General features: G+C 68.9%; 14 protein-coding genes. 7 read left to right on the top strand and 7 right to left on the bottom strand.

Annotation, left to right across the window (positions count from 1 at the left end):
• Positions 1 to 37: 37 nt before the first annotated feature.
• From KK131_RS07780 to def, 4 genes are all read right to left on the bottom strand, one after another.
• The gene (locus KK131_RS07780) at positions 38 to 1,750 is read right to left on the bottom strand and encodes a glycosyltransferase family 39 protein (protein ID WP_214556093.1); all 1,713 of its coding nucleotides are present in this window, start codon (positions 1,748 to 1,750) and stop codon (positions 38 to 40) included.
• A 117-nt stretch (positions 1,751 to 1,867) separates the two neighbouring features.
• Positions 1,868 to 3,169, bottom strand: a complete 1,302-nt coding sequence (gene rsmB / locus KK131_RS07775) for a 16S rRNA (cytosine(967)-C(5))-methyltransferase RsmB (protein ID WP_214556092.1) — start codon at positions 3,167 to 3,169, stop codon at positions 1,868 to 1,870.
• Positions 3,166 to 4,092, bottom strand: coding sequence for a methionyl-tRNA formyltransferase (gene fmt / locus KK131_RS07770; protein ID WP_214556683.1), 927 nt, complete (start codon positions 4,090 to 4,092; stop codon positions 3,166 to 3,168). Before fmt ends, rsmB begins: the two co-directional genes overlap by 4 nt.
• Before the next feature lie 26 nt (positions 4,093 to 4,118).
• Positions 4,119 to 4,628 (bottom strand): peptide deformylase, encoded by a 510-nt coding sequence (gene def / locus KK131_RS07765; RefSeq protein ID WP_214556091.1) that lies wholly within the window; start codon positions 4,626 to 4,628, stop codon positions 4,119 to 4,121.
• A 188-nt stretch (positions 4,629 to 4,816) separates the two neighbouring features.
• Between def and KK131_RS07760 the strand changes: the two genes are divergently transcribed.
• The 5 genes from KK131_RS07760 (at position 4,817) to KK131_RS07740 (ending at position 11,915) form a co-directional block, all read left to right on the top strand.
• On the top strand, positions 4,817 to 5,938 hold the full coding sequence (locus KK131_RS07760) for a LysM domain-containing protein (RefSeq protein WP_214556090.1): 1,122 nt from the start codon (positions 4,817 to 4,819) through the stop codon (positions 5,936 to 5,938).
• A gap of 92 nt (positions 5,939 to 6,030) precedes the next feature.
• The gene (gene dprA / locus KK131_RS07755; RefSeq protein ID WP_214556089.1) at positions 6,031 to 7,206 is read left to right on the top strand and encodes a DNA-processing protein DprA; all 1,176 of its coding nucleotides are present in this window, start codon (positions 6,031 to 6,033) and stop codon (positions 7,204 to 7,206) included.
• A gap of 121 nt (positions 7,207 to 7,327) precedes the next feature.
• Complete coding sequence (locus tag KK131_RS07750) at positions 7,328 to 9,829, top strand: DNA topoisomerase I (RefSeq protein WP_214556088.1); 2,502 nt, start codon at positions 7,328 to 7,330, stop codon at positions 9,827 to 9,829.
• Entirely contained in the window at positions 9,830 to 10,402 is a 573-nt protein-coding gene (locus KK131_RS07745) for a Sua5/YciO/YrdC/YwlC family protein (RefSeq protein WP_214556087.1), read from the top strand.
• Between the two features lie 136 nt (positions 10,403 to 10,538).
• Positions 10,539 to 11,915, top strand: a complete 1,377-nt coding sequence (locus KK131_RS07740) for an AMP-binding protein (protein WP_214556086.1) — start codon at positions 10,539 to 10,541, stop codon at positions 11,913 to 11,915.
• A gap of 4 nt (positions 11,916 to 11,919) precedes the next feature.
• Here KK131_RS07740 and blaOXA read toward each other — a convergent pair whose 3' ends face one another.
• Positions 11,920 to 12,756 carry a class D beta-lactamase gene (gene blaOXA, locus KK131_RS07735; protein ID WP_214556085.1) on the bottom strand — a complete coding sequence of 279 codons (837 nt, stop codon included), beginning with the start codon at positions 12,754 to 12,756 and terminating at the stop codon, positions 11,920 to 11,922.
• 154 nt (positions 12,757 to 12,910) lie between these two features.
• Here blaOXA and purD point away from each other — a divergent pair, with 154 nt between their 5' ends.
• On the top strand, positions 12,911 to 14,209 hold the full coding sequence (gene purD, locus KK131_RS07730; protein ID WP_214556084.1) for a phosphoribosylamine--glycine ligase: 1,299 nt from the start codon (positions 12,911 to 12,913) through the stop codon (positions 14,207 to 14,209).
• A 170-nt stretch (positions 14,210 to 14,379) separates the two neighbouring features.
• Positions 14,380 to 15,261, top strand: a complete 882-nt coding sequence (locus tag KK131_RS07725; protein ID WP_214556083.1) for a YbaY family lipoprotein — start codon at positions 14,380 to 14,382, stop codon at positions 15,259 to 15,261.
• A 112-nt stretch (positions 15,262 to 15,373) separates the two neighbouring features.
• On the opposite strand, the gene KK131_RS07720 is transcribed toward KK131_RS07725, so the two are convergent.
• Positions 15,374 to 17,221: an autotransporter domain-containing protein gene (locus KK131_RS07720; protein WP_214556082.1), complete on the bottom strand. Its 1,848-nt coding sequence runs from the start codon at positions 17,219 to 17,221 to the stop codon at positions 15,374 to 15,376.
• Positions 17,222 to 17,327: 106 nt separating this feature from the next.
• Positions 17,328 to 19,664, bottom strand: a complete 2,337-nt coding sequence (locus KK131_RS07715) for a Tex family protein (RefSeq protein ID WP_214556081.1) — start codon at positions 19,662 to 19,664, stop codon at positions 17,328 to 17,330.
• Positions 19,665 to 19,696: the final 32 nt, after the last annotated feature.

Here is a 19,696-nt window from a genome sequence, read left to right as displayed (position 1 = left end):
AGCCGGGGGTGACTGCTGTGATGAAGGCCTGTCGGGATCAGTCGGCTTCGGTATCACCGCTGCTTTCGGGAATGCAGCCGGGCGCCACCGCGCCGATCTGGAACATCCACCATTCGCGGCGATTGGCGTGGCCGACATAGGTGGCACGCCGGCGATCCACGCAGTGGCCCATCGCCTCGTCGAGGCTGAAGATCCAGCGCGGCGCCGGATCCTGCCGCAGCCAGGCGATGGCGTCGGCGTACTGCTGCGGCCAGGGTTTGAGGAAGCCGAATTCGGTGACCGGCCCCTGTGCCATCAGCAGGTTCTGCTCCTTCCAGGCGAGCAGGCCGATGCTGGCGTCCGGCCCGGCGATGGCGCGCGCCCGCACCATCACGTCGTGCGCGGAACGGTCGCCGTTGAGCATCGGGTAGCCCCACAGGCCGTATACCGCCCACAGCATGCCGGCGAACAGCAGCCAGCCCAGCGGCGCGCGGCGAACCCGGGTCAGCGCGGCGACGACGAGGCCAGCGACGCCGATGGCCAGCAGCATCCACCAGATCTGCGGGTCGAGGCTCTGCTCGATCTTCACCGCCCAGGCCGGATGGCGATGGATCGCCCATGTCGCGGCTGCGGCAAGGCCGCCGGCCAGCAGCACGGTCAGCGCGAACACCGCGATGCGCACGCCGCGCCGACGCAGCAGGCCGGGCAGCAGCGGCGCCAGCGCCAGCACGGTCATCGGCAGGGCCGGCAGGATGTAGACGTCGCGCTTGCCCGGGCTGAACGAGAAGAACAGCAGCAGCAGCACGATCCAGCCCAGCGGCAGAAGGAAGCGCGCGTCGCGCCGCTGCAGCCGGCGCCACCATGCCGGCAGCGCCCATGGCAGCAGCAGCGACAGCGGCAGCCAGTCGACCACGATGATGCCGAGGAAATAGAACGGCGAGTGGATGTGCCCGGTCGGCGTGGCGTAGCGGTGCACGGTCTGCCCGAACAGGATGTTCTGCACGTACTCGGCGTGCTGCGGATCGCCGTCGGCATGCGCGACCAGCAGCATCGGCAGCAGCCAGCCCAGGATCGGCACGAAGAACAGGGCCAGTCCGCCGGCCCAGCGCCAGCCGCCGGTGGGCAGCGCCAGCTGGCGCCAGTGGCCGCGGCGTGCAACCAGGTACGGCACCAGCATCAGCAGCGCCAGCACGCCGACGCCCTTGGTCGCCACGCCCACGCCGGCGAAGAAACAACCCGCGGCGAACCAGCGCCACGACGGCCCCAGCAGCAGGTGGCGCAACAGGCCGTAGTTGGCCAGGGTGATCCAGCCCAGCAGCAGCGGGTCGATCTGCGCGTTGCGCATCTGGTAGGTGAAGTGGATGGTGACCAGCAGCGTGGCCGCGGCGAGCAGCGCGCTGCGGTGGTTCCACAGCCGGCGCGCCAGGTCGTAGACCAGCGCCAGCGCACCCAGCGCGGCGGCCAGCGACGGCAGCAGAAAGGCGATGCGCCAGTTGTGGGTAAGGAAGTAGCTGAGCGCCTGCAGCCACATGAACACCGGTGGCTTGTCCGGGTACAGCTCGTGACCGCGATGCGGGAACAGCCACTGGCCGTGCTCGACCATCAGCCGGGCCACCAGCGCGAAGCGCGGTTCGTCGGACGGCCACGGGTCGCGCAGGCCGATGCCGAGGCCGAGCAGCAGCAGCGCGAATACGCCGAACAGCAGCAACTCCCAACGGGCGCTGCGCAACCATAGCGGGCGGGCCTGGGACAGAGGTACGCAAGGCTTCACGGTCGGGGACGTCCCGTCAGCGGCGATCAATGATGGTGCGCATCATAGCCCGACGAACGGAGCATCCTGGTGTGCGCGGCGACGCGGGCAAGATGGCATGAGTGCCCGAGTATTGGCTTAGCGCGGTTTCTGCAATACCGCGTAATACATGCCGTCCAGATCGCCGTCGCCGGGAAGGATCTGCCAGCCGACGGCGGCGGCCTGTCCAACCGGCAGGGTGAACGGCAGCGCCTGGGCATCGGGTTGCGCCGCCAGCCATGCGCCCACGATCGCCTCGTTCTCCGCGCGCAGCACCGAACAGGTGATGTAGACCAGCCGTCCGCCCGGCGCCAGCAACGGCCACAGCGCAGACAGGATGCGGCGTTGCTGCGCGTGCATCGCGGCGATGTCGCTCTCGCGCCGGTGCAGGCGCACGTCCGGCCGGCGGCGCAGCACGCCGGTGGCCGAGCAGGGCGCGTCGATCAGGATGCGGTCGAACGGCTGGCCGTTCCACCAGCCCTTGGGTGCACCGGCGTCGCCGATCACCAGCTTGGCGTTCAGGCGCAGCCGCATCAGGTTCTGGCGGATGCGTTCGGCGCGCGCGGCGTCGAACTCCAGCGCGGTCAGCTCGATGTCGGCGCGTTCGAGCAGGTGGCAGGCCTTGCCGCCGGGGGCGGCGCAGGCGTCCAGCACGCGCAGGCCGTCATGCGGGTCGGCGAGGTCGGCGGCCACTTGCGCAGCGCCGTCCTGCACCGCGAACAGGCCGTCCTCGAAGCCGGGCATGCGGGTGACGTCGGCGCTGTGCGGCAGCACCAGCGCGTCGCTCAGCCACGGGTGCGCCGTCGCCGCGTAACCGGCGGCCTGCAGCCGGTCGATCAGGGTGGCGCGCGCGCCGCGCTGACGGTTGACCCGCAGCATCAGCGGCGGCTCGCGGTTGTCGGCAAGCATCACGGTCTCGGCCTGTTGCGGCCAGTCGCGTTGCAGCGCGTCGGCCAGCCAGGCCGGGTGGGCGTGACGGGTCTGCGGCTTGGCATCGAGTTTCGTCAGCAGGCTTTCGCGCTCGCGCTGCCAGCGCCGCAGTACCGCGTTGACCAGTCCGGCCAACGCCGGGCGCTTCAGCGCACGCACGGCCTCGACCGTGGCGGCCACCGCGGCGTAGTCCTGCAGTTCGAGGATTTCCAGCTGCACCAGGCCCAGCACCAGCAGCGCGTGCACGGCCGGGTCCTTGTGGCGCAGCGATTTTTCCAGCAGGCCGTCGATCGCCGCGTCGAAGCGCAGCCACCAGCGCGCGCCTTCGCTGAGCAGGGCCATCAGTAGGGCGCGGTCGCGCGGATCGGCCAGGCGCGGCGCGTTGCGTTCCATCACGTCGCGCAACGAGGCGCCGCGCAGGGCGACTTCAGCCAGTCCCCTGGCGGCCAGGGCGCGGGTATCGGCTTTCATCGGCTGTGACGCAATTCGGGGCGGGCGTTGAGGTAGTCGACTGCGCCGATGCGCTTGCCGCCGGCGCGCTGCACCGCGGTGACGCGCAGGGCGCCCGTGCCGCAGGCCAGGTCGATGCCGTCGCGACCGGTGGCCAGCACGCTGCCCGGCGCGGCGTGGTGCTCCCGTTCGATCGCGCGGGCGGCCCAGATCCGCAGCGGCTCGCCGGCGATCTCGCCCTCGGCCACCGGCCATGGATCGAACGCGCGCACCTGGCGTTCCAGTTCGAGCGCAGGGCGGCTGAAGTCCAGCCTTGCCTCGGCCTTGTCCAGCTTGTGCGCGTAGGTCACGCCGTCGTCCGGTTGCGGCGTGGCGGCCAGCGTCTCGCCGGCCAGCGTGCGGCGCAGGCCCTCGGCCAGCACGTCCGCGCCCAGCATGGCGAGGCGGTCGTGCAGCGAGCCGCCGGTGTCGTCGCGGCTGGTCGGGGTGCGCCGTTCGAGCAGCACCGGACCAGTATCCAGGCCGGCTTCCATCTGCATCAGGTCGACCCCGCTTTCGCGGTCGCCGGCCAGGATCGCACGCTGGATCGGCGCGGCGCCGCGCCAGCGCGGCAGCAGGCTGGCGTGCACGTTCCAGCAGCCGAGCCGCGGAATCGCCAACACCTTGCGCGGCAGGATCAGGCCATAGGCCACCACCACCAGCAGGTCCGGCCGGTAATCGGCGAGCCGCTGCTGCACGTCGGCGGGTTTCAGCGATTCGGGTTGCTCGACCGCGATGCCGGCGGCCAGCGCGGCCTGCTTGACCGGGCTGGGCGTGAGCTTGCGGCCGCGGCCGGCGGGACGGTCGGGCTGGGTGTAGACGGCCACCACTTCGGCGCCGCTGGCGCGGCAGGCCTCGAGGCAGGGTACGGAAAATTCCGGGGTACCGGCGAAGACCAGCCGCAAGCCTGGGCTACTCAAGCCGGCCTTGCTCAAGCACCGACCGCCTGCTTGCGGTGTTTCTCCAGTCGTTTCAGCAGCAGGCTGCGCTTCAGCGGCGACAGGTAATCGACGAACACCTTGCCTTCCAGGTGGTCCATCTCGTGCTGGATGCACACCGCCAGCGGGCCTTCGGCCTCGACGATGATTTCCTCGCCGGTCACGTCCTGCGCCTTCACCTTCACCTTCAGCGCGCGGGTGACGTCGGCGTACAGGCCGGGGAACGACAGGCAGCCTTCCTGGTAGACCTGCGAGCCGTCCTTTTCGAGGATCTGCGCGTTGATCAACGCCAGCGGCTGGTTGCGCTCGTCGCTCATGTCGGCCACCAGCACGCGCTGGTGCACGTTGACCTGGGTGGCGGCGAGGCCGACGCCGTTGGCGGCGTACATGGTCTCGACCATGTCGGCGACGAACTGCTCCAGCTTCGCGTCGAACACGGTCACCGGCGCGGCGCGGGTGCGCAGGCGCGGGTCGGGGAATTCAAGGATGGAAAGGATGGACATGGCATCACCTCGGCGCCGAAAGTGCGGGCGATTTGGTAAAAAGCCACCCTCGGCGCCATCTAGAATGTGTCTCATTGTACGTCGGCAAGCGTCCGAGTACAGACGATTTTTGCCAACTCGCGCCTGTTGCGCGCGTTAACCATTCGGTTACACTCGACCGAGCATATGGGGAAGGGGGATTCCCGCCAATGATCAAGAAAATTATCGTGTTGCTGGCCGGCATGCTGGTCACCGTGGCCGTCTATGCGGCCGGCGCGCAACTACGGGCCGATCATCCCGACAGCTATACCGTGCGCCGGGGCGACACGCTGTGGGACATCTCCGCCAAATTCCTGTCCAAGCCGTGGCTGTGGCCGGAGATCTGGCAGGCCAATCCGCAGGTGCGCAACCCGCACCTGATCTACCCCGGCGATGTGCTCAACCTGTCCTTCATCAATGGGCCGCGCGTGGGCCTGCAGCCGAGCGTGCATCGCGAAGGCGAGGCGGTGCCGGCGATCCCGCTGTCCGAGCTGAAGATGTTCCTGAAGGACATGCGCGTGATGAACTCGGAAGAGGTCAGCTCGGCGCCGTACGTGGTCGGTCTCGAGGAATCGCGCCTGCGCGGCGCCGTCGGCCAGAACATCTATGTGCGCGGACTGCAGGGCGAGCCGGGCCAGCGCTGGGCGATCGTGCGGCCGAGCCACGTGTTCCGCGGTTTCGACCAGGGCGATGCGGCCAGTGCCGATCTGGTCGCCCACGACCTGGACAGCAACGCGGCGATGGTCCGCTCGCCGTGGCGCGAGGATTCCCGCAACGACGGCCACTACGGCAAGGGTGACGACCTCGGCGTCGAGGTCAGCGTGATCGGCACCGCCGAGACGCTGCGCACGGGCGATCCGGCGACCCTGCTGCTGCTCAACGCCACCCAGGAAATCCGCAGCGGCGATCGCGTCATGCCGATCGACGACAAGCCGTACGACGCCTACTACTACCCGCATGCGCCGAAGTCGGTGCCAGCCAACGCCAAGGTGATCGGCTTCGCCGACGCGATGGACGCGGCCGGTCCGCGCCAGGTGGTGATGCTGTCGATCGGTGCGAAGGACGGCGTCGACAACGGCCAGACATATACCATCTTCGAGCCGGGCGAGACGATCCACGACGACGTGGCCAGCAACAGCTGGAACCGCGGCATCGGCGAGACGGTCAAGCTGCCCGACGAGTACGTCGGTCACGTGATGGTGTTCCGCACCTTCGACCGAGTCAGCTACGGCCTGGTGATGGACGGCCTGCGTCCGGTGCACGTCGGCGGCCGCCTGGCCATGCCGGAATAAGCGCCGGCAGGAACCACGGCGGCATCTGCCTACACGACGGCGCGGCTCCCACCGCGCCGTTTCCTTGGGCGCCTGCTGCGTAAACTGCGGCCATGCTCATGGACGATCTGGATGAATTGCGCGCGTGGCTGATCGCCTTGCGCACGCCCGGCCTCGGTCCGGGCGGCCTGCGCGAGCGGCTGGATGCGGCGGGCGGCGACATCCGGGTAGCCTTGGCGCAGCTGCGCCGCCACGCCGCGCCGCTCGGTGAATTGGCCCGGGCCTGGCTGGCCCGGCCCGACGAGGTGCAGCTGGCTGCCGACCTGGCCTGGCTGGCCGAACCGGAGCATCGGCTGCTGCGTTGTACCGAGGCGGATTTTCCGCCGCAGCTGGAAAACATCCCGCAGCCGCCGGCCGTGCTGTTCGTGGTCGGCGACGCCAGCCTGCTGCTGTATCCGCAGGTGGCGATCGTGGGCGCGCGCGGTGCCAGCGCGGCTGGCCTCGCGCATGCCCGGGCGTTTGCGCTAGCGCTGGTCGATGCCGGTTTCGCGATCACCAGCGGCATGGCCGACGGCATCGATGGCGCCGCCCATGCGGCCGCGCTGGACGCCGGCGCGAAAACCCTTGCGGTGGTCGGCACCGGGGCGGATCGGGTGTACCCGCGCAAGCATCATGCGCTGGCCCGGCGGATCGCCGCGCATGGCGTGCTGGTCAGCGAGTTTCCGCCCGGCACGCCGGCGCGCCCGGACCACTTTCCGCGCCGCAACCGGATCATCTCCGGCCTGGCGCTGGGCACCCTGGTGATCGAGGCGGGCCTGCGTTCCGGTTCGCTGATCACCGCCCGGCTGGCCGCCGAACAGGGGCGCGAGGTGTTCGCCCTGCCCGGCTCCATCCACCATCCGCTGGCCCGCGGTTGCCACCGGTTGATCCGCGACGGCGCCCGGCTGGTCGAGAGCGCGGCGGAGATTGTCGAGACATTGACGCCGGCAGCGCGCATGCTTGGCGGCGAACTGGCTGCCCGGCTGAATGCGGCAGGTGGCGAGACGCTCGGGTCGGCACAGGTCGAAGGTGACGATGATTCGGCCCGCGCGCATGACGGAGAGTGTGGCGATTCCGAATATCAGCGACTTTTGGCCGAACTTGGCCATGCGCCAACGACGTTGGACGAACTTGCGCAGCGTACCGGACAGTCGGCTGCGGCTCTTTCCGCGATGCTGCTGATGCTGGAGCTGGAAGCGAGGGTGGAGACTCTGCCGGGCAACCGCTACCAGCGATTGCCCGACGGCTGAGCCGCTGTCGGGCGGTATCTGCAGCGTGGTCGGGCTTGACAGTCGTTGGCGCGGCGTGGTTTCAACTATATATATGCCCGGCACGGAAGCGCCGGTGATTCACTTTCGGATATCCAGTTTCATGGCAAAAAACCTGCTCATCGTCGAATCGCCGGCCAAGGCCAAGACGATCAACAAATACCTCGGCAAGGACTTCCAGGTCCTCGCCTCCTACGGTCACGTACGCGACCTGAAGCCGAAGGAGGGCGCGGTCGACACCGAGCACGGTTTCGCCATGGCCTACGAGGTCATCGAGCGCAACGAGAAGCACGTCGACGCGATCGCCAAGGCGGCCAAGCTGGCCGACGACATCTATCTGGCGACCGACTTGGATCGCGAAGGCGAGGCGATCAGCTGGCACATCAGCGAGATCCTGAAGGAGCGCGGCCTGACCAAGGGCAAGCAGATGCACCGGGTGGTGTTCTCCGAGATCACGCCGAAGGCGATCAAGGCCGCGGTGGCCGCGCCGCGCCAGCTGTCGCACGACCTGGTCGACGCGCAGCAGGCCCGCCGCGCGCTGGACTACCTGGTCGGCTTCAACCTGTCGCCGGTGCTGTGGCGCAAGGTGCAGCGCGGCCTCTCCGCCGGCCGCGTGCAATCGCCGGCGCTGCGCATGATCGTCGAGCGCGAAGAGGAGATCGAGGCGTTCAAGGCACGCGAGTACTGGACCGTCGAGGCGCAGCTCAAGCATGCCGAAGGCGATTTCACGGCGCGCCTGTCCAAGCTCAACGGCAAGAAGTTCGAGCAGTTCGATCTCACCAACGAGGCCGACGCGCAGGCCGCCCGCGACGCCTTGAAGCAGGCCGCGCGCGGCCGCCTCACGGTCAGCGAGGTCAGCTCGAAGGAACGCAAGCGGCGCCCGGCCGCGCCGTTTACCACCTCTACCCTGCAGCAGGAGGCCGCGCGCAAGCTCGGCTTCACCACCAGCCGCACGATGAAGGTGGCGCAGGGCCTGTACGAAGGCGTGGCGCTGGGCAGCGAGGGCAACGTCGGCCTGATCACCTACATGCGTACCGACTCCACTATGCTCGGCGACGATGCGATGGCCGAGCTGCGCCAGCTGATCGCCCGCGACTACGGCGCCAAGGCGCTGCCGGACGCGCCGCAGGTGTACAAGACCAAGTCGAAGAACGCGCAGGAAGCGCATGAGGCGATCCGCCCCACCTCGGCGATGCACACGCCGAAATCGGTGGCCGCCTTCCTCAACGACGACCAGCGCAAACTGTACGAACTGATCTGGAAGCGCACCGTCGCCTGCCAGATGATCCACGCCACCCTGAACACCGTGACGGTGGAATTCGCGGTGCCCCACGTGGTCGGCGGCGACGCCGCGTTCCGCGCCAGCGGCACCACCGTGGTCGATCCGGGCTTCCTCGCCGTCTATGAGGAAGGCCGCGACCAGAAGAATGCCGAGGACGACGACGAAGGCCGCCGCCTGCCGCGGCTGGCGGTGGACGAGCAGGTGCCGCTGCACGAGATCGTGGCCGACCAGCACTTCACCGAGCCGCCGCCGCGCTATTCCGAGGCCAGCCTGGTCAAGGCGCTGGAGGAGCACGGCATCGGCCGCCCGTCGACCTACGCCAGCATCATCCAGGTGCTGCAGAATCGCGAATACGTGTTCCTCGACAGCCGCCGCTTCAAGCCCAGCGACGTCGGCCGCGCGGTCAGCAAGTTCCTCACCCAGCACTTCACCCGCTACGTCGACTACGACTTCACCGCGAAGATGGAAGACGAGCTGGACGCGGTCAGCCGCGGCGAGGAAGCCTGGGTGCCGCTGATGGAGCGCTTCTGGCTGCCGTTCAAGCAGCAGGTGGACGAGAAGACCGAGTCGGTCGACCGCAGCGAGGCCACCGGCGCGCGCGAGCTCGGCAGCGATCCGAAGACCGGCAAGCCGGTCTCGGTGCGGCTGGGCCGGTTCGGGCCGTACGCGGCGATCGGCACCAAGGACGATGAAGACAAGCCGACCTTTGCCTCATTGCGCCCCGGCCAGAGCATGCACACGATCACCCTGGCCGAGGCGCTGGAGCTGTTCAAGCTGCCGCGCCAGCTGGGCACCGCGCCGAACGGCGACGAGGTCAGCGTGGCGATCGGCCGCTTCGGTCCGTTCGTGAAGCAGGGCAGCACCTATGCCTCGCTGAAGCCGGAGGACGATCCGTACACGATCGAGCTGCCGCGCGCGCTGCAGATCGTGCAGGAAAAGCTCGAGATGCTGGCGAACCGCCTGATCCTCGACTTCGGCAACGGTGTGCAGGTGCTCAATGGCCGCTACGGCGCCTACATCACCGACGGCGAGAAGAACGCGCGCATCCCGAAGGAGCAGGAGCCGAAGGAGCTGACCGAGGCGCAGTGCCTGGAACTGCTGGCGGCCGCACCGGCACGCAAGCCGGGTCGCTTCGGCAAGAAGGGCGCGACCAAGAAGGCGGCCGCGAAGAAGGCGGCGCCGGCAAAAAAGACGGCGGTGAAGAAAGCCGCCACCAAGAAGGTTGCGGCGAAAAAGACCGCAGCGAAGAAGACGGCGGCAAAGAAGACCGCCACCAAGAAGGCCGCTGCAAAGAAGCCTGCGACCAGCAAAGCCGAGGCCTGAGTGCTGCAGCGCTTCACCCTCGCCGAGCTCGACGCCGCTGCCGCGCTGCTGCATGGCGGCGGCGTGCTGGCCTATCCCACCGAGGCGGTGTTCGGCCTCGGCTGCGATCCGCATGATCGGGCGGCGTTCGAGCGGCTGTTCGCGTTGAAGCAGCGTCCGGCCACCCAGGGCGTGCTGCTGATCGCCGCCGACTTCGCCCAGGTCGAGCGCTACATCGAGCTGGCCGCGGTGCCGGCTGAAGTGCTGCGGCAGGTACGCGCGAGCTGGCCCGGCCCGCACACCTGGATCTTTCCGCGTTCGACCGACGTGCCGTCGTGGGTTACCGGCGCGCATGCCGGCGTTGCGCTGCGGGTCACCGCGCACGAGCCGGCCGCTGCATTGTGCCGGGCGTTCGGCGGCGCGCTGGTGTCGACCAGCGCGAACCCGCACGGCCGGCCGCCGGCGCGGGCGGCGCAGACCGTGGCGGAGTACTTCGGCGATGCGCTGGATGGCCTGCTGGACGCTCCGCTGGGCAACCAGGTCAGCCCCACGATGATCCGCGATGCGCTGTCGGGCGCTATCATCCGCGCCTGAGCGTCCACGGGAGCGCGCCGGCTCATGCGCCAGCTGAACCGCCGCGGGATGCCAGCTGCCGTCATTCACGCCGCCGTTCATGGTGCGGCGCGATCCTGCGGGGGCATGACGAATCGAAGATCAGGGAGACTGCGGCTTGGCCATCGTTTACGACACCTACCAGCGTGAGGCGCCGCCGCGACTGCCGTTGCTGAACGCGGCCGACCCCGCACGGGTCGTGGCCTGGCGCCACGGCGAGCCGGTGAATGCGGCGCGTTTCCTGGCCCAGGTGCAGGCGGTGGCCGCCGGCTTGCCGGCCGCCCCGGCCGCGGTCAACCTGTGCGAGGACCGCTATGCGTTTCTGGTCGCGTTCTGCGCGATCGCGTTGCGTGGCCAGACCAACCTGTTGCCGTCGTCGCGTGCGCCGCAGGCGGTGGACGAGGTGATGGCGGCGCATCCGGGCTGCTACGCGCTGGGCGAGCAGGCGCTCGATCCCGCGCCGCACGGTTACCGGCAGCTGCCGCCGCTGGATGCCGCATCGCCGCTTGAACTTGATGCAGCGTGGCCGTCGGTTCCGGCCGGGCAGGTGGTGGCGATCGGCTATACCTCCGGTTCCACCGGCACGCCCGGCGCGAACCCGAAGACCTGGGGCAGTTTCCACGCCAGCAACGCGGGCAACCTGGCGATGCTGCGCGCGATGGTCGGGCCGCGCTTCGAGATCGTCGCCACGGTGCCGCCGCAGCACATGTACGGCATGGAGATGTCGGTGCTGCTGCCGCTGCTGGGCGGGGCCGGCGTGCATGCCGGACGGCCGTTCTTCCCGGCCGACGTGGCTGCCGCGCTGGCCGAGGTGCCGGCGCCGCGCGTGCTGGTGACCACGCCGGTGCACCTGCGCGCCCTGGTCGAGTCGGGTATCGCGTTGCCGCCGATCGCGGCGATGCTGTCGGCCACCGCGCCCTTGCCGGTCGAGCTGGCACACGCCGCCGAGCAGCGCTTCGGCGCGCCGTTGCTGGAAGTATTTGGTTCCACCGAGACCTGCGTGTTCGCCAGCCGCCGTCCCGCCAAGGACGAAGACTGGTCGTTGTACGAGGCGGTGAGCCTGCATCCGCAGCCGGACGGCACCGCGGTGGAAGCGCCGCAGCTGGGCGCGCCGGTCACCCTGGCCGACATCGTCAGCCTGTCCCGCGGCGGTCGCCGTTTCCGCCTGCGCGGCCGCCATGCGGACATGCTGGAAATCGCCGGCAAGCGCGCCTCGCTGGGCGACCTCAGCCGGCGCCTGCTGGCCATACCGGGCGTGCAGGACGGCGTGGTGTTCCAGCTCGACGACGGCGATGCACTCGGCGTGCATCGCATTGCCGCGCTGGCGGTGGCGCCGGGACTGGATGGACACGTGATACTCGACGCCCTGCGCCGCGCGATCGACCCGCTGTTCCTGCCGCGCCCGTTGAAGCTGGTCGAGGCGTTGCCGCGCAACGAAACCGGCAAGCTGCCGCGCGCAGCGCTGCTGGCCCTGCTCGGTCAGCACGAGGGGTGAGTTTCTAGCTGCCCTGCGGCAAGGCGCCCAGCTGCGCCAACAGATGCTTCGCCAGCGGCACCCGCCTGGCCGCGTCGCCCGCGGCAGGCAGGTCGATGTTCATCGCGAAGAACCAGCGGCGGCCCGCATGTTCGACCCAGCCGACGTACCAGCCCAGGTCGTCGTTCGCGCTGTTCTGCGCGGCGTGCGTGCCCCAGCCGGTCTTCGCATGCAGCACATAGGTAGGCGCCGATTCGGTGATGCTGATGCGACGCACGATTTCCTGCGCGCGTGGCGAGAACGGCAGCCTGTCGTCGGCCAGGCGGCGCAGGAAGTCGATCTGCTGTTCGGCCGAGATGCGCAGCGCGCCGCTCAGCCAGAACGTGTCGATGCCGCCGCCGATGTCGCGATTGCCGTAGCCGGCCTTGTCGATCCATTGCTGCATGCGCCGCTCGCCGGCACGGCGCGCGACTTCCTGGTAGAACCAGACGCTCGAATAGCGCATGCCGCTGGCCATGCTGTTGTCGCGGTTCCATTCGGCGACGGGCGAGTCCTTCAATCCGCGTACCTTGCCATCCCAGCGGATCACTTCGAACTCGTCCCCGACCGCGCCGCTGTCCAGCGCCACCAGCGCGTTGAACAGCTTGAAGGTGGATGCCGGAAGAAAGGCCTGGCGGGCGCGTGCGGCATCGGACACGTGCCAGGCATCGGCCTTCTCGTCGTAGACCAGCAAGGTGCCCTTCACACCGGCCTGGGCAAAGCTCGACTGCCATGACGGATGTTCGCGCCAGGACGCTGCGTGGCCCGGCGCGCTGAGCACGAGGAGGGCGAGAAGCAGCCAGGGCGGCAAACGGTGAATCATCGGAATCTCCTTGCGCGGCGGGCAGCCGCCGATGTCGGGTGAGCCTGATCGCCCATTCCGCTGGCGGAAGGACATGAATCTGGCCGTCTGCGGGCAGCGTAGCCGGTACAATGTCGCGCTGCGCCGGATGGCGCGCCTCACACGGAGCAGCCCAATGAAGGTCCTCGTCATCGGCGGCGGCGGTCGCGAACACGCGCTGGCGTGGAAGCTCAGGCAATCGTCGCAGGTCGACGAAGTGATCGTGGCGCCCGGCAACGCCGGCACCGCGCGCGAGCCGGGCGTGCGCAACGCCGACGTCGCGGTGAATGATCTCGATGGCCTGCTGCAGCTGGCGAAGCGCGAAAAGATCGGCTTGACCGTGGTCGGCCCCGAGGTGCCGCTGGTGGCCGGCGTGGTCGACAAGTTCCGTGCCGCCGGCCTGCGCGTCTTCGGGCCGCGCGCGATCGCCGCGCAGCTGGAGGGCTCCAAGGCGTTCGCCAAGGATTTCCTGCAGCGGCACAACATTCCCACCGCGCATTACGCGGTGTTCGCCGAACTGAACCCGGCGCTGGCGTACGTGCGCGAACAAGCCCATCGGAGCGGGGGCGCGCCGATCGTGATCAAGGCCGACGGCCTCGCCGCCGGCAAGGGCGTGGTGGTGGCGCTGACCCTGGCCGATGCGGAACTGGCGCTGCACGACATGCTCGGCGCGCACGCGTTCGGCGATGCCTCGGCGCGGGTGGTGATCGAGGAGTTCCTCGACGGCGAGGAAGCCAGCTACATCGTGATGAGCGACGGCAGCCACGCGTTGCCGATGGCTTCCAGCCAGGACCACAAGCGCCGCGACGAAGGCGACCTCGGCCCGAACACCGGCGGCATGGGCGCGTATTCGCCGGCGCCGGTGGTCACGCCGGAAGTCGAACAGCGCATCCTGAGGGAAGTGATCGAGCCGACCCTGCGCGGCATGGCGGCCGAGGGCGCGCCGTTCATCGGCTTCCTCTACGCCGGCCTGATGATCGACAAGTCGGGCGCGCCGAAGGTGATCGAGTTCAACGTGCGCTTCGGCGATCCGGAAACGCAGCCGATCATGCTGCGGTTGAAGTCGGATCTGGTCGAGCTGATCGACGCCGCGCTGGACGGCCGGCTGGAGCAGGCCAGGGCGCGCTGGGACGTGCGCCCGGCGATCGGCGTGGTGATGGCCGCCGGCGGTTATCCGGGCCGGGTGCGCCTGGGCGATGCGGTCGACGGCCTCGATGTGCCGACGGATGCCGACGTGAAGGTGTTTCATGCCGGCACCCGGCTCGACGCGGCGGGCCGCGTGGTCACCGCCGGTGGCCGCGTGCTGACCGTCTGCGCCCTGGGTGACGACATCGCCGCGGCGCGCGAAAGCGCCTATGCCGCGGTCGGCCGGATCCGTTACGACGGCGCGTTCTGCCGCCGCGACATCGCGCACCGGGCCCTGCGGCGCCCTTGATGCGGCCGCCGTTCCGGGCCGCGTACGCCGGCGCATGGTAGGCCATCGGATGGCTTGACTTTTCCGTGCCGCCCTTTTTGGGCTATGCTTGGAACTTCCCCCGCGTAGATGTCGTGGCGCAGAGCGCCTGAACGATCTCGTGCTTGTTTTCACGTTGATGAGGTTTTCCCATGCGCAAGACGGTTTTGTCGCTGATGTCGGTTGCGGCGCTGGCACTGGCGGGTTGCAACAACGCTTCCCATCCGTCGCAGCAGGCGGACTCCACTGCGCCCGCAGCCGCGAACACGGCCGCTGCCACTCCCCAGATCCCGAACCAGGTGAGCGGCACGATCTCGTTGCGCGCCGGCACGCCCGCGCCATCGGCGAACGCCACCCTGGTGCTGAACCTCGTCGACGTCTCGTCCACGGCCGTGGGCTCCGCCCCGCTGGCCAGCAAGACGGCGCCGGCCGGCTCGTTCCCGCAGTCGTTCACGTTGACCTTCAATCCGGCCGAAGTGAAACCGAACGACCTGTACGTGATCCAGGCGAACCTGACCGATGGCGACCGCAAGTATTCGATGCCGATCCAGGCGCCGGTGCTGGCGAAGGGCAGCAAGAACGACGGCGTGACGATCGAGCTGGTGGCGGAACAGACTCCCAGCGAGAAGATCCTGGCCGACTTCGCCGAGGCCAAGGCGCAGATCGGCGGCATGAAGATCAGCCATGGCACCAAGCTGGAGGCGAACGATTCGCGCGGCTGGCAGCTGTTCCGCCAGGCCGGTGAAGTGAAGTTCATCCGCGAGGAAGTCGACTACGGCGACAAGGGCTATACCAGCACCGATTACGCCTACAAAAATGGCAAGCCGTGGGCGATCGTGCAGGAGACCAAGGCGAACCGCGACGGCAAGCCGAGTGCGATCGACCGTGCCGGCTGGAGCGACGACGGCACGCTGGTGCTGAAGCAGCATCAGGTCGGCAGCGACGTGCAGGCGCTCGATCCCGCTGCGGCGGCGACGATGAAGAAGGATGCCATGACCATCCTCAGCATGGCGACCGGCGGCAAGAACAAGTAAGCCGGCTCTGCGTCTTCCCGCGTCAGGCGGGTGGTCCACAAAAAAGCCGTCCGCATCAGCGGACGGCTTTTTTTACGGCTCGGCCCAGAGGCCGAGCCACGGGCTTGCCGGATCAGAGGGTGATCCGTACCCCCATATTGACGCTGTTGTACTTCTGGCTGTTGTCGCTGAAGCGGCCGCTGTAGCCGATCCAGCTTTGCACGCTCGGGGTGAGCTGGGCGGACAGGCCCAGTGAGGCGGTGCCCCAGCTCTTGTCCGGGCTGAAGCCGGGCAGGGCGAAGGTGCCATTCATGCTGGTGAGGCCGGCGCTGACCATGCGTTGGTCGGCCCTGCTGTCATGGTTCCAGCCTAGTTCGACATACGGCGACATCAGCAGGTTGTTGACCTGCCACTGGCCGCGCAGGCGCCAGCCCAGCGTGGACAGCAGCGAGTCGCGCTGCTGCCGGCCGAACCACATCGCGCTGCTGTCGCTGCCGCTCTCGCTGTAGCCGCTGATCTTCACGGTCTGCCAGTCGACGGTGGCGAATGGCCCGGTCTGCAGCTTGTCGGCGAGATCGAACCACCATCCGCCGGTCAGCCCGCCGCCCAGATGCGAGCCGTCGGCCTTGCCGGTTTCGGTACGCTGCATGGTGCCGATGCTCATGCGACGTTCGATGTCCTTGAAGTTGGACTGACCGAAGTTGACGTAGCCGCCCACGTAGCCGCCGCCGTTGCGGTAGCCGAGATAACCCAGGCCGCTGATGTCCTGCAGCTTGTAGCCGCCGCCACCGGAAAAATCGGCATTGTGCTGGCCGACGCCTAGCGCCACGCCGGCCGTGACGTGCTCGCCGGCGAAGAAGTTTGCGCCCAGGGTGAAGTTGAAATTGTCGCTGGTGGTGCGCGGGGAGCTGTCGCTGGCGTCGAAGCGTTGCTGGCCGTAGTCGATGTTGACGAAGGCACGGGTATCGCCATCCTTGCCCTCGGTCAGCATCTGGTCACGCATCACGCGGTTCTGCACGGTGCTGGCCGCCAGCGGCGCTTCGCCAAGCAGCGAAATCTGTTCCGGCGCGTGGATCACCGACAGCACGTACTGGCTGAGCATCGCGTGGGCGGCGGTGGTCGGGTGCACGCCGTCGGCGAACAGGTAGGTGTCGTTGGTGCCCGGCGCATAAGTGTACGGCAGGCCCGAGCCCTGCGGGCCGCACTGCACCGAGCTGGAGCCGGCGCCGCAGGCCGGGGCGGTGACGTTGCTGAAACCGTAGGCTGACGGGTTGGCGATCACCTCGTTGAGCAGCGCGTAGGTATTTGCCGGGATGATGTTCAGGCCGTTGTTGCTGAGCTGGCCGAGGCCGCTGCTGAGCACGCCGTTGTAGAGCACGGCGAGCTGGCTGGCTCCGGCCTGGGCCGCGGCGCCGCCGGCGGCTGCCGAAGGGGTCTTGCCGAGGTCGGGAAGGTTGTACACCACCACGTAGCGGGCACCGGCGGCCTGCAGCCCGCCGAGCACGCCGAGTTCGGTCTGCGCCGCGTTGACGGCGCCGGCGGCGATCGCGTTCGGGTCGGTCAGCGTGCCGCTCAGGTAGAAGATGTCGTTCGCGCCGCCCCAGACCTGGTACAGGGCGCGGGAGTCGGCCTTGCCGCCGTTCGCGCCCAGGTACATCTGCAACTGCTGCGGAATGGTCGGTACGGCGGCCACGTTGTTGACGAAGCCGGCGCCGCCCCAGGCGAAGTCAGTACCGCCGGCAACCGACGGGGCCAGCGTGAAGCCGAGGCCCGCCGCCACGTTCTCCGCCGCGGTGGTGCCGGGGTTGGTGGTGAAGCGCAGCGGCGGCTGGATGCCGGGCGCGGTGGCCAGCGAAATGTTGCCGCCGTCGCTGAGGCTGTCGCCGAAGACGATGACGTTGCTGAAATCGGTGGCGCTGGCACTGGCGCTGAACAGCAGGGCGGCGGTAATGGCGCCGGCAAGATAGCGTGTACGCGGCATGGGTGGCACTCCTGGTCAGGTAACTTTTGTTATGTCTTCGTGACGTTAATCCATTCCATACGGAACCGCATGCTGCACTGCATGGTGCGCCCGTATGGCCGATATATCAGCGCTGGCGTGCGCGTGCCAGCGCGTCGGCAAACGCGTTGTTGGCGGGTGCAGGGGCGGGTTTGGGTGGGTGGTTGCCGCCGGGGCGGGAGCCGCGACTGTCACGGCTACCGCCGCGTGCCGCCGGTTCGTTGCCGGTCGCGGAACGGTTGTTGCGCGCCTGCCCGGGCTCGTCGTCTAGGCGCATGCTGAGGCCGATGCGCTGGCGCGGCAGGTCGACTTCCATCACCTTGACCTTGACGATGTCGCCGGCCTTCACCGCGTCGCGCGGGTCTTTCACGAAGGTGTGCGACAGCGCCGAGACGTGCACCAGGCCGTCCTGGTGCACGCCGATGTCGACGAACGCGCCGAACGCGGCCACGTTGGTGACGCGGCCTTCCAGGATCATGCCGGGCTTGAGGTCCTTCACGTCCTCGACGCCTTCGGCGAAGCTCGGCGCGACGAATTCCGGGCGCGGATCGCGGCCGGGCTTTTCCAGTTCCTTCAGGATGTCGCGCACGGTCGGCACGCCGAACTTGTCGTCGGTGAACTGCTCGGGCTTGAGGCTGCGCAGGAAGCCGCTGTCGCCGATGATGTTGCGCACCTCGCGGCCGCATTGCGCGATGATCCGTTCGACCACCGGGTACGCTTCCGGATGCACCGCGCTGGCGTCCAGCGGGTTGTCGCCGTTCGGTACGCGCAGGAAGCCGGCGCATTGTTCGAACGCCTTGTCGCCCAGGCGCGGCACCTTCAGCAGCGCCTTGCGGTTCGGGAACGGGCCGTTCGCGTCGCGGTGCCTCACCACGTTCTCGGCCACCGACGGCGACAGCCCGGCCACGCGCGAGAGCAGCGCGGCCGAGGCGGTGTTCACGTCCACGCCGACCGCGTTGACGCAGTCCTCGACACGAGCATCGAGAGCGCGCGCCAGCTTGATCTGGTTGACGTCGTGCTGGTACTGGCCCACGCCGATCGCCTTCGGCTCGATCTTCACCAGCTCGGCCAGCGGATCCTGCAGCCGGCGCGCGATCGAGACGGCGCCGCGCAGGCTCACGTCGAGTTCCGGGAACTCCTTCGCGGCGAGTTCGGAGGCGGAATACACCGAGGCGCCGGCCTCGCTCACCACGATCTTCGACAGCTTTGCGTCGGCCAGCTTCTTGATCAGCTCGGCGGCCAGCTTGTCGGTCTCGCGCGAGCCGGTGCCGTTGCCGATCGCGATCAGGTTCACGTTGTGCTGCTTGCACAGCCGGGCGAGGGAAACCAGCGATTCGTTCCACTGCCGGCGCGGCTCCAGCGGGTAGATCGTGTCGGTGGCGAGCAGCTTGCCGGTGGCGTCGACCACCGCGACCTTGCAGCCGGTGCGGATGCCGGGATCGAGCCCCATCACGGTTTTCGCGCCGGCCGGCGCGGCCAGCATCAGATCCTTCAGGTTGTCGCCGAACACGCGGATCGCCTCGTCCTCGGCGCCTTCGCGCACGCGGCCGAACAGGTCGAGGGTGAGGTGCAGGTGCAGCTTCACGCGCCAGGTCAGGCGCACCGTCTCGCGCAGCCAGGCGTCGGCGGCGCGGCCGCGGTTGTGGATGTTCGCATGCGCCGCGACGCGGCCCTCGCCCTCGGCGTGGCCCTGCTCGCTGTCGGCGGCAGGAGCGAGCTCCAGTTCGATCACGCCCTCGTTGCGCGCGCGCATCAGCGCCAGCAGGCGGTGCGACGGGATCTTCGCGATCGGTTCGACGTGGTCGAAATAGTCGCGGAACTTGGCGCCTTCGTTCTCCTTGCCTTCGACCACCTTCGCGCGGATCTGGCCCTGCGACCACAGCCAGTCGCGCAGCTCGCCGACCAGGTGGGCGTCCTCGGCGATCGACTCCATCAGGATCGCGCGCGCGCCGTCCAGCGCGGCGCGCACGTCGGCGATGCCCTTGTCCGCATCGACGAACGCTTCGGCAAACGCTTCCGGCGTCAGCGTGGGATCGTCGCGCAGGCCCAGCGCCAGCGGCTCCAGGCCGGCCTCGCGGGCGATCTGCGCCTTGGTGCGGCGCTTCGGCTTGAACGGCAGGTACAGGTCCTCCAGCCGCGCCTTGGTGTCGGCGGCCAGCAGGTCGGCCTTCAAGGCATCGCTGAGCTTGCCCTGTTCCTCGACGCTGGCGAGGATCGCCGCGCGGCGTTCTTCCAGCTCGCGCAGGTAGCGCAGGCGCTCCTCCAGCAGGCGCAGTTGGGTGTCGTCGAGGCCGCCGGTGACTTCCTTGCGGTAGCGCGCGATGAACGGCACGGTGGCGCCGCCGTCGAGCAGGTCCACGGCCGCCTGCACCTGTTCGGTCCTGGCGGCGATGTCGTTGGCGATGCGTTGTTCGATGCTGGGCATGGGTGGCTTTCGATTCCTTGCGACGGCGCGTG

The sequence above is a fragment of the Rhodanobacter sp. LX-99 genome (assembly GCF_018599185.1).
GTDB lineage: Bacteria > Pseudomonadota > Gammaproteobacteria > Xanthomonadales > Rhodanobacteraceae > Rhodanobacter.
This window is presented reverse-complemented; position numbering and strand designations above follow the sequence as displayed.